This window comes from Bradyrhizobium sp. AC87j1 (assembly GCF_002936975.1).
Classification (GTDB): Bacteria; Pseudomonadota; Alphaproteobacteria; order Rhizobiales; family Xanthobacteraceae; genus Bradyrhizobium; species Bradyrhizobium shewense.
Genome location: NZ_PTFE01000092.1, coordinates 1 through 14,782, shown reverse-complemented (window position 1 = coordinate 14,782; position 14,782 = coordinate 1). Strand labels below are relative to the sequence as shown.

At 65.5% G+C, this 14,782-nt stretch carries 9 protein-coding genes; 6 read left to right on the top strand and 3 right to left on the bottom strand.

Translation table 11 applies throughout. The annotated features are described in order from the left end of the window. Positions 1 to 8 precede the first annotated feature (8 nt). Complete coding sequence (locus CV770_RS32715) at positions 9 to 1,052, top strand: zinc-binding dehydrogenase (protein ID WP_104465291.1); 1,044 nt, start codon at positions 9 to 11, stop codon at positions 1,050 to 1,052. Here the strand turns inward: CV770_RS32715 and CV770_RS32710 are convergent. Next, complete coding sequence (locus tag CV770_RS32710; protein ID WP_104465299.1) at positions 1,045 to 2,220, bottom strand: MFS transporter; 1,176 nt, start codon at positions 2,218 to 2,220, stop codon at positions 1,045 to 1,047. The genes CV770_RS32715 and CV770_RS32710 overlap by 8 nt on opposite strands. A gap of 202 nt (positions 2,221 to 2,422) precedes the next feature. On the opposite strand from CV770_RS32710, the gene CV770_RS43950 reads away from it, so the two are divergent. The 4 genes from CV770_RS43950 (at position 2,423) to CV770_RS32690 (ending at position 8,157) form a co-directional block, all read left to right on the top strand. Continuing rightward, positions 2,423 to 3,079 carry a LysR family transcriptional regulator gene (locus tag CV770_RS43950; protein WP_104465290.1) on the top strand — a complete coding sequence of 219 codons (657 nt, stop codon included), beginning with the start codon at positions 2,423 to 2,425 and terminating at the stop codon, positions 3,077 to 3,079. 127 nt (positions 3,080 to 3,206) lie between these two features. Then, positions 3,207 to 5,372 (top strand): exopolysaccharide transport family protein, encoded by a 2,166-nt coding sequence (locus CV770_RS32700; RefSeq protein ID WP_104465289.1) that lies wholly within the window; start codon positions 3,207 to 3,209, stop codon positions 5,370 to 5,372. A gap of 2 nt (positions 5,373 to 5,374) precedes the next feature. Then, positions 5,375 to 6,517, top strand: coding sequence for a glycoside hydrolase family 5 protein (locus tag CV770_RS32695; RefSeq protein ID WP_104465288.1), 1,143 nt, complete (start codon positions 5,375 to 5,377; stop codon positions 6,515 to 6,517). Between the two features lie 83 nt (positions 6,518 to 6,600). Further along, complete coding sequence (locus CV770_RS32690; RefSeq protein WP_201760146.1) at positions 6,601 to 8,157, top strand: hypothetical protein; 1,557 nt, start codon at positions 6,601 to 6,603, stop codon at positions 8,155 to 8,157. A gap of 31 nt (positions 8,158 to 8,188) precedes the next feature. Here CV770_RS32690 and CV770_RS32685 read toward each other — a convergent pair whose 3' ends face one another. Continuing rightward, complete coding sequence (locus CV770_RS32685; RefSeq protein ID WP_104465287.1) at positions 8,189 to 9,265, bottom strand: M48 family metallopeptidase; 1,077 nt, start codon at positions 9,263 to 9,265, stop codon at positions 8,189 to 8,191. 487 nt (positions 9,266 to 9,752) lie between these two features. Between CV770_RS32685 and CV770_RS32680 the strand changes: the two genes are divergently transcribed. Further along, on the top strand, positions 9,753 to 10,940 hold the full coding sequence (locus tag CV770_RS32680) for an aminotransferase class V-fold PLP-dependent enzyme (protein WP_104465286.1): 1,188 nt from the start codon (positions 9,753 to 9,755) through the stop codon (positions 10,938 to 10,940). Between the two features lie 147 nt (positions 10,941 to 11,087). Here CV770_RS32680 and CV770_RS32670 read toward each other — a convergent pair whose 3' ends face one another. Continuing rightward, positions 11,088 to 14,597 (bottom strand): PAS domain-containing hybrid sensor histidine kinase/response regulator, encoded by a 3,510-nt coding sequence (locus CV770_RS32670; RefSeq protein WP_104465285.1) that lies wholly within the window; start codon positions 14,595 to 14,597, stop codon positions 11,088 to 11,090. Positions 14,598 to 14,782 lie beyond the last annotated feature (185 nt).

Here is a 14,782-nt window from a genome sequence, read left to right as displayed (position 1 = left end):
CGCTCCTCATGGATATCAAGACTGCCAAGGCGGCCATTCTCGTCGAAACGGGCAAGCCGCTGATCATCGACGAGTTCACTCTGCCGGATGCGCTGGAACACGGCCAGGTGCTCGCGCACGTGCACACGTCGAGCATCTGCGGCGCGCAGATCAACGAGATCGACGCCGTCAAAGGCGTCGACAAGTTCCTGCCGCATCTTTTGGGACACGAAGCGCTCGCCACGATCGTTGAAACCGGACCCGGCGTCGTCTCCTGCAAGCAGGGCGACACCGTCGTCATGCATTGGCGGCCCGGCAAGGGCATCCAGTCCAATACGCCGGCCTATTCCTGGCGCGGCAAGCGCCTCAATGCGGGCTGGGTCACCACCTTCAATGAATATGCCGTGGTCTCGGAGAACCGTGTCACGCCCGTTCCCGCCTCGATCGACCGCACCAGCGCGCCGCTGCTCGGCTGCGCGGTGACGACCGCGCTCGGCGTCGTCAACAACGATGCGCAAATCGCCATCGGCGAAGCTGTCGTCGTGTTCGGCGTCGGCGGCGTCGGGTTGAACATCGTGCAATTCGCCGCGATGGTCGGCGCCTATCCCGTCATTGCGATCGATCGCCTCGACAACAAGCTGGCGATGGCGAAGGATTTCGGCGCCACCCACACCATCAACTCCGAAGCGGTCAAGGATGTCGCTGCCGCGGTTCGCTCCATCACCGGCACTGAGGGACCCGACAAGGTCGTCGAGACCACCGGCGTCAAGAATCTGATCGAGCTCGCCTACGAGATCACGGCGAAGAAAGGTCGCTGCATCCTTGTCGGCGTTCCCCGCGAGAAGGCCGAGATCTACACGCTGCCGTTACACTTCGAGAAGGTGCTGAAGGGCTCGGAAGGCGGGCAATGCCAGCCGGCGCGCGATATCCCGCGTCTCGTTCGCCTGAGCGATGCCGGCAAGGTGAGCTACCGCGGGATCGTGACCCACGAGTTCGCGCTCGACGACGCCAACGACGCGCTGGATTTGATGCGCAGCGGCACATCGGGGCGGATCCTGCTGAACATCAGCTGAGCGCGGCGGCGACGACGCCGACAACATGCCGACGCTGGCGCTGCAGCAGCCAGGCTGCGATCGCCATGTTCACGATGTTCCAGGCGATGCCATTGACCAGCGCCGAAGCGTAGGAGCCGGTCCAGTCGTAGGTCGCGCCGGCCATCCAGGCCCCCAGCGCCATGCCGGCGAGGGTGACCGAGATGGCGAGGCTGACGCGGAAGCCGGCTTCCCGCGCCGGGAACAGCTCGCGGATGATCACCGCATAACTCGGCACGATGCCGCCCTGCGCCAGGCCGAAAATGGCCGACACGACGTAGAGTGAGACCAGCCCGTTGAACGGCAGATAGAGCGCGAGTGCCATGGCCTGCATCGCCGAGCCCAGCAGCAAGGTCGGCAGGCCGCCGATGCGGTTCAACAGCCAGCCGAAAACAAAGCGGCTCGCCACGCTGAAGCCGAGCATGACCGCCAGCATTTCGGCGCCGCGCGCAGAGCCGTAGCCGAGGTCGCCGCAATAGGCGACCAGGTGGACCTGCGGCATCGCCATGGCGACGCAGCAGCAGATGCCGGCTAACGCCAGCAGGCCCTGGGTGACGGAAGGGGGCAGGCCGATTGTTTGCATCGTGCTGCCGCTGCCTGCCGCTTCGCGTGCGGCCATGCGGACGACGGGTCGCCGCAGCAAAACCAGAGACAGCGGCAGCATCGTCGCCAGGCAGAACAGGCCGATGCCGATATGGGTCTGCCGCCAGCCATACGCGGCGATGGCGTGCTGGACGATCGGTGGCCAGACCACGCCGGCCAGAGAGCTGCCGGCCATCGCCAGGGAAATGGCAAGGCCGCGGTGCTTGTCGAACCACAGCGAGACGTCGGCGACCAAAGGCGCGAAGCTGGCCGCGCCGCCGAGGCCGATCGTGAGACCTGAGATCAGCGCGAACACGAACAGGCTTGGTGCGAAGGCGGCGAGGACGTAGCCGAGACTCATCAGGACCGTGCCGCCGGCCAGCGGCGGCAGGATGCCGAAGCGATCTGTCAGGCGGCCGATAACGATGCCGCCGATCATGAAGCCGATGATGGCGAGCGTGTAGGGCAGCGTTGCCTCGGCGCGGGGCGCGTTGAAATCGGCCTGCACCGCCGGCAATGCCACGACCAGCGACCACATGCCGACGCAGCCCAGTGTGCTGAGTGCCATGGAGACGGCGAGGCGAATCCAGGAATAGGAGTTTTCGATCGACGGCGTTTCGGGTGGCACTGCGACAGGTTTCCTCGGGCTGGGCTAGGATCGGCCCTGGGGTATCGCTCGCCTTCACCGGCGACAAAGCAGGATTTCTCTTTTGTCGAGCGAGCGAAACTCATGCATCCTCCCGGCCTTCCCGCATCGCCCGGAGCCGGCCATGACGTATCTGCTGCCGCCACTCAATGCCCTGCGCGCCTTCGAGGCCGCCGCCCGCCATCTCAGCTTCAAGCAAGCCGCTCATGAGCTGCACGTCACGGCCGGTGCGGTCAGCCAGCAAGTCCGCCTGCTGGAGGAGCGGCTGGGCGTGCAGCTGTTCGAGCGACGGACGCGGCAGATCATTCTGACCTCTGCCGGCGAAACCTATCTGGCGCGGGTTCGTGACGCCTTTCGTTGCCTTGCCGAGGCCACCGCCGAGCTCAAGCCCGAGGGCGTCACAAGCCTGCTGCATATCGGGCTCCACGCCAGTTTTGCGGTCGATGCGTTGCGGGCGCGCCTGGCGCAGTTCCGCCGGGCCGAGCCCCAGCTCGCCATTCGCATCAGCCAGCCGGCGGGGCTGCACGAGCTGCTCGAAGGCAAGGTCGACGTCGTGATTGCGGACAGGGTGCAGCGCTGTCCCGGCTACAAATGCGAGCCCCTGGAGAGCGGCTTCCTGATCGGGCCGCTGGGCACTGCCGATTGTCCGGAGATCGAAACCTTGCGGTCCTGCTTGCTTGGCGATGTCGAGCGCGCGCGGCCGACCACGCCGAGGGCGCCGCTGGCTGCCAGTGCGGCAGGCCCGGCACGCAGACCATCCAAGCCGTTCTTTTCCGCCTGAACGGGCCTGTTCTCAGGTTTTACCATGACGGCTTCGCACGCCGGCCGTAACCGCCGGTTAACCATGGATATTTACGGTGTCGAAAGCCTCTGAACTTGTGACTGTCAGTTGATTTCGAGTCGAGCCCATGGCGTTCGGTAGCCGCGCAACTCCGCGAAGCATCGCCCCGACGGAGCCTGCGGCTTCGTGGGAATCGCCGCGGCCTGCGCGGATGAAACCTGACGGCGCCGCGCCGGCGCTGATCAAGGGATCGCTGACCGTCACCGGTGTGCTCGCTTTCCTGCGCGAGAACGGCCGGCGCATTCTGACGCTGGCGGTGGCGCTGTTTGCCCTCGGCGCCGTCGTTCTGATGATTTTGCCGGTCCGCTACGCCGCGACCGCCCTGGTCGTGCTCGATCCCCGCGAGCTGCGCGTGACTTCGGATCAGGAGGTGCTGCCGGGCATCGGCCAGGACGCCGCGGCGCTTCAGAGCCAGATCGAGATCGCCAAATCGGACGGCTTTCTTCGCCCCCTGATCGAGCAGCTCAAGATCGCCGATGACGATGATATCGCGGGCGGTCATACCGACATGACGCGCCTGCTCGAGAAATTCCGCAACCGCCTCGAGATCACGCGGCGCGGGCTCACCTACGTCATTGCGATTTCCTTCACCTCGAACCGCCCCGAGCGGGCCGCCTACTACGCCAACGCCATCGCCGAGGCGTTCGTTGCCAGCCAGGGCCGCGTCCGCACCGAGGCCACGGATGAGGCGGCCGACTGGCTCAAGAACCGGTTGAAGACGTTGAACGAGCGGCTGCGCGCATCGGAAGACGCCGTCGCCGCCTTCAGGCTCGAGCACAAGATCCTCAATGCCGGCAAGGATTCAACCACGCAGCAATTGCGGGTGACCGATCTCAATCAGCAGGTCTCCGCCGCCCGTCTTCGCACCGAGGAAGCCAAGGCGCGCTACGAGCAGGTGCAACGCGATCTCAAGGCCAATGTCGAGGGGCCGGTGAAGCAGGACCTGTTGAGCATGCTGCGCGCGCAGCGCTCGACGCTGAATGACCAGATCGCGCAGAAGAAGGCGGTGTACGGCGACCGCCATCCCGACCTCGCGATCTCCTACAGCCAGCTGGCCGATATCAACCGGCAGATCGAAGTCGAGCGGAAAAAGAACATCGACACGGCGAAGTCCGAATATGAGGCTCAGCTGGAGCAGCAGAATGCGCTGGAAAAGCAGCTCAAGGCGGTCGAGACGCAGATGCTGGTCGACGGCCAGGCGCTGGTGAAGCTGCAGGAGCTGCAGCGGGACGCCGATGCCAACAGGAACATTTACGAGCAGTTCCTGTCGCGGTTCAAGACGACCAACGAGCAGCGTCAGCTGCAAAACTCCCAGACCAAGATCGCTTCGCCCGCCATTCCGCCGCTGCGCTCGACCCGTCCGCCGCTCGCTCTGCTGCTGGCGGCGCTGGCGATCGGCTCGCTGCTGACATCGACCGCCGCCACTGCGGCGATGACGAGCATGTCCGGCGGGCCAGCGCCTGCCGAGGCCGCCGTGCACGCTGGGGCAGAGGACCCGCAAGCCCGGCAAGTCCAGCAGCAAGCCCAAACTCAAGTCCAGCCTTCCGCCGCTGCCGCGCCCCGGACCGAGGCGATGCCGCGCGTTCCCGTCTGGGCCCGCATTCCCGATCTGGCGTCCGGGACCGCGACCAACACCGTCTGGCAAAGACCGATCGCCGCCTCGGCCGAGCTCGATCTCGGCGCTTATTTGCGGCCGCTGCTCGAGCGGATCGATCGCGTGCCGGTGCGCGGTTGCAAGGTCGCCCTCGTGCTGTCGGTCGGCAAGAGTGCCGGCGGCAACACCGTTGCGCGCTCGCTCAATCGCGCCGCCGTGAACAGAGGCATGATGAGCGTATTGATCCGGCTGCAGCCGGAATTCGCAGGTCACCAGCCGCCGGTGACCGAATGGAACGACGGCTCGACCACGGCGGGACTTCAGTCGATCGACGAGCTTCTCAGTGCTGGCCGAAAGGCCGATGCGAGGCCCGAGGACGATATTCGTTCGGAGTTCGATCTGATCATCGTCCACGCCGGCGATCTCGCCTTGCAGCCCGACGCCATCGCGCTGGCGGCGCATGCGGATTTGATCGTGCTGGTGGCGCGTGCCGGCGAGCTCGGTTCGGCGGCAATGCGCCGGGTGACCGCGGCGCTGTCGCGGTATGAGGCCGTGCCGACGGGTCTGGTCGTCAATCACGCGCCTGCGGGCTCGACGGCGCCTCACCCCGAGGGCGGCGCATTGGGTCTTGCGGTTTGACGATGACAGCGGCGCGCCGTCGTCTGCTGACTGCGGCGATGCTCCTGTCGATCTCGTTCGGACCGCCGGCATTCGCCAACACTTGCGTGCCCTTGCCGCAGACTGTCGCGCCGGCGAGGCTCGCCGCATTGTCGCGCGGCTTCAATGCCGACGGCTGGATCAACGGTGAGGTGCCAAGCCGCGAACTGCTGCAGCAATTGCGCCGCGCTGGAATGACTCACGTCCGGTTGCCGGTGCCGGCCGAGCGCGTGATGCCTCGTTTCGCTGCAAAGGCCGAGCGCGACGAGACGCTGCGTATGCTCGACAAGGCGCTGAAGCAGCTCACCGCACTCGGCTATGCCACGTCCGTCGACCTTCATCCCGGCGAGCGTTTCAATCGCCTGCACAAGGAAGATGCGGATGCGGCGCTGCGCGAGATGCAGGACGCCTGGAGCAGTCTTGCCCAGGTCATCCGCTCCTATCCGGCGGATCGCGTCTTCGCCGAGCTGCTCAACGAGCCCGATATCGACGCCGACACATGGCAAAGGCAGGTCGAGCCGCTCGCCGGCTTCGTCCGCAAATTGCTTCCCGCCACCACCCTCATTGTCGGTCCGGTCAACTGGCAGCGTGCGGATTCGCTGCCACGGTTTCGTCCGCTGGAGGATCCCGACATCGTCTATGCCATCCACTTCTATGATCCCATGGTGTTCACCCATCAGGCCCACTGGGATGCGCAGGATCCGCTGCACGACATCATGGATCTGCCTTATCCGATCAACGCCGGCGATCCCAAAGTGCAGGCGCTGCGCCAGGATCTGCAGGCGAGAGGCGCGACCAAGACGCTCGGCATGCTCGACACTGCGATTGCCGCCGCCAAGGACAAGCCGGGCGCCGATCGCTGGCTCGCACCGGCGCTCGCATGGCAGCAGCAGTTCAAGCGGCCGATCATCGTCAACGAGTTCGGCGTGCTGAAAGCCGGAGCGCCGAGACAAAGCCGGTTACGCTGGCTGGCGGACGTCACCGCTTATGCAAGGGAGCATTGCTGGGGCTGGACGCATTGGGAGCTGGCGCAGGGCTTTGGCCTCGTCGATCGCAGCACCGGCAGGCCTGATCCCGACGTGATGCGGGCGCTGCTCGGCGGCGCAACTCGGCCCGCCCGGCGCTGACATCGCGCCGGTTCGCTATCATTAACGAATCCTTACACATCGGCCCGCTATCGTGATCGACGCGCGCTGCCAAAGGACGATTGATGGGTGCCGGGGACTTAACCCAGGTTCAGACCGTGCCGGCCGAGCTGTCGCCGCCGGCTTGGCGCGAGCTGCTCCCGACCCTCTGCATCGCCGTGGCAGCGATCGGCTTTGCTCCGGTCCTGCATTTGGCCTATCCGGCCCTGGCCATTGTGGTCGAGGTCCTCATCGGCATCGCCATCGTGCTGGCGGTCCCGACCTACGCGCCGGCCATCGCGATCTTCGTCCTGTTCTTCCAGAACCTGTTCGTCTCGATCCTGTCGCCGCTGGTCCCGCTGCCGTCCGATCTCGACTTCATCAAGGGCTACAATTTCCTCGTCTGCTCCGTGATGTGGCTGGCGACGTTCGGCCTTTACGTGCTGGGCCAGAGGAATCAATCGGCTGAGGTGAACCAGATCATGCGCTGGGGTGTCGTCACCCTGGCCGTGGTGTCGCTGTATTTCGCGATCGGCTTCATCCAGGACGGACAGCCGGCGGCGGTCTATCTGCGCAATATCGTGCTGCCGCTGTTCCTGTTCCAGCTCTCGCTTCTGACGGCCGCGACCTATGAGGTGCGCATCACGCCGTTCCTGGTGACGCTCGCGGTCATCCTTCTGCTGTGCGGGTATGTCGAACTCGTCTTCCGCGATCTCTGGCTGGCCATCACCAACAGCTATACGTTCTGGGGTTTCGACGAGCTCAAGGCGACCCATTCGGGTGTCTGGGAAGCCCAGATGCGGGCCACCGGCAACGTGCCCGTCGACCTCAAGGACCGCTTCAGCTTCGATTTTCTGAACACGCCCTTGCTCGAAGGGTTCGGCCTGTCGAAGATGCTGCGCATCAACGGTCCGAACATGCATCCGATCAGCTTCGCCTACGGCGTCGGCTTTCTCGCCCTGTTCCTGTTCTCGGTGGGACGGCCGTTGCTGGCCCTCGCAGCATTGCCGCTGCTGATCTTTTGCAGCGTGAAGGGCGCGCTCATCGTGGTGATCTTCGTGGTCGCGGCCTGGATCGCGACCCGTCTGATCGGCGCCGTGGCGACGTTGTTGCTCGGCTTCCTCGGCATGGCCGCCTTCGCGGTTCTGGCGATCCGCCTCGGGCTGCAGATCGGCGACTATCACGTCATTGGACTGATGGGTGGTTTGGACGGATTCGTGCAGAGACCTTTCGGCCGGGGCCTCGGCATTGGTGGCAATTTGTCGGAGAGCTATTTTTCCATCGACTGGAGTGCCGCACAGGCGGCCGGAACGATCCATGGCGCCGTCGAGAGCGCGATCGGCGTGCTCTTGTACCAGATGGGCGTTGGCGCCTTCGTGCTGCTGGCCTTCTATTTCGCGATGGCGCTCAAGGCCTGGCGCCTGTACGCGTCATCGGGATATCTGACGCAGGGTCTCGCCGGCTTTGGCGTCATGGTCGTGCTGCTCAACGGATTGTTCCAGGAAGAGGCCTTGTTCGCGCCACTCGCGCTCGGGCTCATGCTCTCGCTCACGGGCCTCGTCATCGGCAGCCATGTGAGAATGCAGGCCGTCGCCCGCGAGGACGCGGCAGTCGATCTGCACAGGCTTGCCTTCGGAGAATAGGCCGCGGAATGACGTAGGCCTCAGCAAGAGGCTAACCGCCGATGCCAACCCAGGCCTGTGCCTTCTTTCGCCATTCTTCGTCGAAGCCCTTGGCGAGGTCCTTGGCTGCGTCCCGCGAAAGAAGCTGGTCGATTGCGGACGTCACAACTTCGTCGATCTGCGGAATGTCGGTGTATCCGAGATTGGCGAGCCGTTTCGCAAAAGAGGGATGCGTCGTATCGGGATCGGGCTCGCGGGTCAGGCCGGCGACGGCCGCCGCGGCGAGCGGCCCGGGCGCTCTGATATCTCCGATCTGGCTGACTATCCGCTCAAGAGGCGGCAGCGGCGCGTTGATTGCGCCGCGCATCTCCTTCTCCAAAGGGGCGAACACGAGCTCGGTCATGCGCGTGCCGCAAGCCTCGATCAGCACCAGGGCGCGCGCGATTTCGGCGCGTCCAACCTGCTCCGCTGCGCCGAGATCGGCGCCAAGTTCGTTCTCCCGCGACAGCGCACGATATTCCTTGTCGAGCCATTCGGTCATTGAATGGAGAAGGATCTGGGCAATGCGCCCGGTGATGGTCTGGTCCGGATCGGCGTAGAAGAGGACGTTCTCCGAAGCAGCGATGAAATCCGCGAGGTTGGTGCCTCCGGAGGTATGCCGAAGCTGTGCGTGCGCAACCTCATGGGCGATGACGGCGCGAACCGCCCGCTCGTCGAGGACGATCAGCAACGGCAGGCCGACGGTCATCGTGACGTGCTGCCTGAACAGTCCGGCGTAGCGGCTCACTTCCCTGATCGAAGCGTTGAAATCGGTGTCGATCAGCAGGGTGCGGCTCGATCGGACAAAGCTGTGATCGAGCTCCTGCCAGATCGCCCACAGGCCCGGTGCGGTCTCTTGATTGGCTTCGAAACTCCGATGCTTTCGCGAAGGCAGGAACAGGAGGCCAATCGCGAGCGCAATCGCCGCCATGAATATGGAAAGCACGACCGGCGCCATGGCCAGCGTCGTGATCGTGTAGCGATCCATGGCCATGAGCCAGGCGAGCAGGATCACGCAGGCCAGTGCGACGATCGGAAGGACCGCGTAGCGCCCGAGACGCAGAATGGTCTTCAGGACAAGGCGATTCATTTGCGCATTGACGTCGGACTGATCCGAATCACGCCTTGCCGCATGAGCCGTTGCTTCGATGCAAGCTGGCGACGTCCGCGCAGCCCCGGCTTTGCGTGACCGCGAGCATGGCGGTCACGGCAACGATCCCCATACGCAAGCGCATTCTCGCCCCTCAAGCATTCCAATTGTCCCCGGGCATCATGGGCTGGGGTGGTGGCTCAAGTCAATCGCGACCTCTGGTCGTGAAGGGCAGGCTGCGCGGCCGTCTCGCGAGGGCGTGGTCGATCACACGTGGTGAGGTTCAAAGGCACGCGGTTCGCGCCCAAGGTGCTGCTCGCGAGCTCACCTGTAATCTGCTTCACACGCAAAGCTGACCGATGACGCCAGATGAACCAAGGCCTCGCCACCGCGCGGCCAAGGGCCGGCATCATCGAACTGTCATCGCCTTGTCATTCGCGCTCTACTGATCGCTGCTCCTTTCGCCGCGCATCGTGGAGGCTGATATATGCATCTGATCAAGACCATTTCGTCCGACCGCCGCTCGATCCTCAAGGGCCTCGCCGTCGCAGCCATGGCGCCGCTTGCGGCGCCGGCGATGGCGGCCGAGGGCCTTCCGGCGCAGCCGACCGGTTCGGCTGCCGCAATCGCCGCCGACAAGGCCTATTGGGCGGCCGTGAAGGGCCTCTACGCCGTGACGCCCGATGTCGTCAATTTCGAGAACGGCTATTGGGGCATCATGGCCGAGCCCGTGCGGCGCGAGTTCATCCGCCAGTCCGACATGATCAACTTTCAGAACACCTATTACGCGCGGCAGCGCGCGGGTGCGGATTTCGAGGCAGTGCGCACCAAGGTGGCGGAGGCGGTCGGCGCGGCAACCGAGGAGATCGCGCTCACCCGCGGTGCGACCGAAGCGCTGCAGCTCCTGATCGGCGGCTACAACAGGCTGAAGCCAGGCGATGCCGTGCTCTATGCCGACCTCGATTATGATTCGATGCAGTATGCGATGAACGCGCTGAAGGGGCGCCGCGGCGTCGACGTGGTCAAGTTCGACGTGCCGGAGCCCGCCACCCGCCAGGCGGTGCTCGACGCCTATGCCCGCGCCATCGAGGCGAACCCGAAGACGCGACTTCTGCTCCTGACCCATGTCAGCCACCGCACCGGCTTCGTCATGCCGATCGCCGAGATCGCCCGCATGGCGAAGGCCAAGGGCATCGACACCATCGTCGACGCCGCGCATTCCTGGGGGCAGATCGACTTCCGGGTCGGTGAGCTCGAGGCCGATTTCGTCGGCTTCAATCTGCACAAATGGATCGGCGCGCCGCTCGGCGTGGGCTTCCTCTACATCAGGAAGGACCGCCTCGCCGCCATCGACCGCGACATGGGTGACGAGGATTTTGCGGAGGCCGATATCCGCTCGCGGGTTCACACCGGCACGGTCAATTTCGCCACGGTGCTGACGGTGCCGACGGCCGTGGCGTTGCATCAGCAGATCGGCGCCGCGGCAAAGCAGGCCCGCTTGCGCCATTTGCGCGACTATTGGGTGAGCCGCGCCCGCGCATTCAAGGACATCGAGATCCTGACGCCGGACGAGGTCGGCTCATATGGCGCGATCACGTCGTTCCGTCTCGCCGGCAAGACCAGCACGATGGCCGCCAGCCCGGCGACCCCGCTAAGGCCGCCGCCGTGGTGCTGAAGCTCGCAGATATGAAACGCCCACCACTGCGCATCGCTCTCGGCAGCGATGCCGTGAGCGCCATCGCTGCGACGGATCGGCTCCGGCTCGAAGAACTGGAGAGGTGGCGAACGCTCAGTGTCTCGACCGACTATTGACCGGCGCGTCCTACTCCGCCGCCACCATCTGCTGCGTGCGCCACTGGCCGAGCAGGGCGCGGAGCGAGGCCGGCTTGACCGGCTTGTTGAGCACCGCGACCTTCTCGTCGCGCGCGGCCACCTGCACTGCGGGGCTGCGGTCGGCAGTGATCAGGATTGCGGGGATGCCGTCGCCGAAGCGACGGCGGATGTCGCGGATGGCGGCGATGCCGTTGCCGCGGTCGAGATGATAGTCGACCAGGAGGCCGGTGACGCGCCGTCCCGCCGTCTCGATGGCAGCGATCGCGCCTTCGGGATCGGCGACCGCGATCACTTCGGCGTCCCAGGCCTTCAGCAGCGTGCGCATGCCGTCGAGGATTGCCGCGTCATTCTCGATGCAGACAATCAGGGCGCCCGAGATCGGCGTGCGCGCCAGCGGCGTCGCGCTGGTCACGGCGGCGGTGTGGGTGATCGCCTTTGCCGTCGGCACGGTCACAGAGAATACCGAGCCGCCGCTGACATTGCCGTCGATGGCGATGCCGTGCTTGAGCACCCGCGCGAGGCGTTCGACGATCGACAGGCCGAGCCCCAGCCCGCGCGCGATTCGCGCGCCCTGCTCGAGGCGATGGAATTCCTTGAAGATCTCACCGCGCTTGACCGGCGGGATGCCGACGCCGGTGTCGTAGACGCAAATCTTGAGCGAAGGGCCTTGTCGGCGACAGCCGACCAGCACGCGGCCGCGCGGGGTGTATTTGATCGCGTTCGAGATCAGGTTCTGCAGCAGGCGCCGCAGCAGGAGCCGGTCCGATTCGACCGGCAGCGAGCACGGCACGAAGGTGAGCTCCAGGTTCTTGGCGCGCGCGATCGGCGCGAACTCGATCTCCAGCGAGCGCATCAGATCGGCCATCTTGAAGCTCGAGATCGAGGTCGTCATCGCGCCGGCGTCCAGTCGCGAGATGTCCAGCAGCGCCCCGAGGATCTCCTCGATCGCCTGCAGCGATTCGTCGATGTTCTCGACCAGCCGCGTCTCCTCGCCGCTGTGCTGGCGCTCGACCAGGCTCGTGACATAGAGTCGCGCCGCGTTCAGCGGCTGGAGAATGTCGTGACTGGCGGCGGCGAGGAAGCGCGTCTTGGAGATGCTGGCGTCTTCCGCGGCGCTCTTGGCCAGCGCCAGCTCGGAGTTCAGCCGCGTCAGCTCCTCGGTGCGGTCGCGCACGCGCTTTTCCAGTGTCGCGTTGGCGCGCTCCAGCGCTTCCGCCGCTTCGAAGGTCGGCGTGACATCGGTGAAGGTGATGACGAAGCCGCCGCCGGGCATGCGGTTGGTGAGCACCTCGATCACCATGTGGCGTTCCGGCAGGCGTTCGAGATATGGCTCGCTATCGGTGGTGTAGGCGGCGAGGCGCCGCTCCAGCATGGCCTCGCGCTCGATCGGGTCGTCCGGATCGCTCACGCCGATGAATTCCAGGATCTCGCGCAGTGGCTCGCCGAACTGGACGATATGCGGGGGCACGTTGAGGAGATCGCCGAACTGCCGGTTGGAGCAGATCAGCTGCAGATCGGCATCGAACACGGCGATGCCCTGGCGCACGTGGTTGAGTGCGGTCTGCAGGATCTCGCGGTTGAAATGCAGGGCCGCGTGCGAGTCGTCGAGCAGCTTGAGTGCGGCCTTGGCCGAGACGGTGCGCTTGCGCAGCAGCAGCGACATCACGAGACGCGAGGAGGCCGCGCCGATCGAGGAGGCGATCAAATGCTCGGCGTGCTGCAACAGCTCGAAATCGGCGGGCGCTCCGGCCTCCAGCCGCACGTTGCGCCGCGCGGAGAACGCCTCGAAGGAATGCCGGGCGCGGTCGGGTCCGAGATATTGCGCCACCGTGGTCTGGATGTCCTGCACGGTGACGGTGGTGCGCCAGCGGCGGAAACTCGGTGAGATCGGCGCAAGCGTGTTGGGCACGAACAGATCGGCCTGCAGCAGCTCGATGGACGAGGGCCTTCGCGCCAGCGACAGCAGCACATAGGTCAGGATGTTGAGCGACAGCGACCAGATCACGCCGTGCATTAGCGGAGGCAGATCGGCGCCGAACAGCGCCTGCGGCCGCAGCGCCTCGATGCCGAACGGGCCATGCTGCAGCAGCAGGATGCCTGACGTCGAGGTATCCATGAAGCTCGGGATGAACAGCGTGTAGAGCCACACCGCGAAGCCGACCAGCATACCGCCGATGGCGCCGCGCGCGGTCGCGCGCCGCCACAGCAGACCGCCGAAGAAGCTCGGCGCAAGCTGCGCGATGGCGGCAAAGGAGAGCAGGCCGATCGCCACGAGCTGGGTATTGCCGAGCGCGCGATAGTAGAAATAGGCCATCACCATGATGGCGAAGATCGCGAGCCGCCGCGAGCGCAGCAGGAAGTCGCTGAAATCCGCGCCGCCGGCGCGTCCTTCCGGCCGTCGTTGCAGAACCAGCGGCACCACGAGGTCGTTCGAGACCATGATGGAGAGTGCGACGCATTCGACGATGACCATCGCGGTCGCCGCCGACAGGCCGCCGACGAAAATGGCGACGCTGAGAAGCCCTGCACCGCCCTCCATCGGCAGCGCCAGCACGTACATGTCGGGGTCGGCCGCGCCGAACGGGAAAGTGACGAGGCCGGCGAGCGCGATCGGGATCACGAACAGATTGATGGCGACGAGGTAGAGCGGGAACAACCAGCGCGCGCGGCCGACCTCGGCATCCGAGGAGTTCTCGACCACGCTGACGTGGAACTGGCGCGGCAGCAGCATGATCGCGCAGAGCGACAGCAGCGTCATGGTGAGGAAGTTGCCGATCGACGGCGAATAGTTGATGGCGCGCACCGCCTCCGGCGTCTTCATGGCGCGCTCGATCAGTTCGTGCGGCGAGAACATCCAGAAGGTGACGAAGATGCCGGCGGCGAGGAAGGCGACCAGCTTGATGATGGATTCGGTCGCGACCGCCAGCATCAGGCCGTGCTGGTGCTCGGTCGCGTCGGTCTGCCGCGTGCCGAACAGCACCGCGAAGGCCGCCATCGCCAGCGTCACCATCAGCGCGACGTCGCCGACGATCGGGATGTGGGAGAAGGCCTGGTCTTCGCTCAGGATCGTTTCGAGCGAGGAGGCGACCGCCTTGAGCTGGAGCGCGATGTAGGGCACCGAGCCGATGATCGCGATCAGGGCGACGGTTGCCGCCACCGCCTGGCTCTTGCCGTAACGGGCCCCGATGAAGTCGGCGATCGAGGTGATGTTGTGGGTTTTCGCGAGCTGGATTACGCGGCGCAACACGCCGGCCCCTAACCCGATCATCAGGATCGGGCCGACATAGATGGCGAGGAAGTCGGTCGAGGCGCGGGTGGCGAAGCCGACCGAGCCGAAGAAGGTCCAGGAGGTGCAGTAGATCGCCAGCGAGAGCGGATAGATCAGCCCGGAGGCACGGCCGCGCCCGGCCGGCGAGCGGCGGTCGCCATGGCTCGCCACCAGGAACAGGAAGCCGATATAGCCGAAGGCGGCGGCGATCACGCCCCAATCGTGCAGCATGGCGAGCGCGCTTCTCCCAGGGGCGCTGGCCGCGCCCGAGCTCATTTTCCCAGTAATTCTAGCGCGTTGGACGGAGGGAGGCGACAGCGAAATGCCGCGCGGCGGTGGGAACTGGGGTTGTCGTTAAGTCCCAGGGCGAGCTGCCTGCTCTCACCCTCCCCTGGAGGGGGAGGGTCGGCTCACAT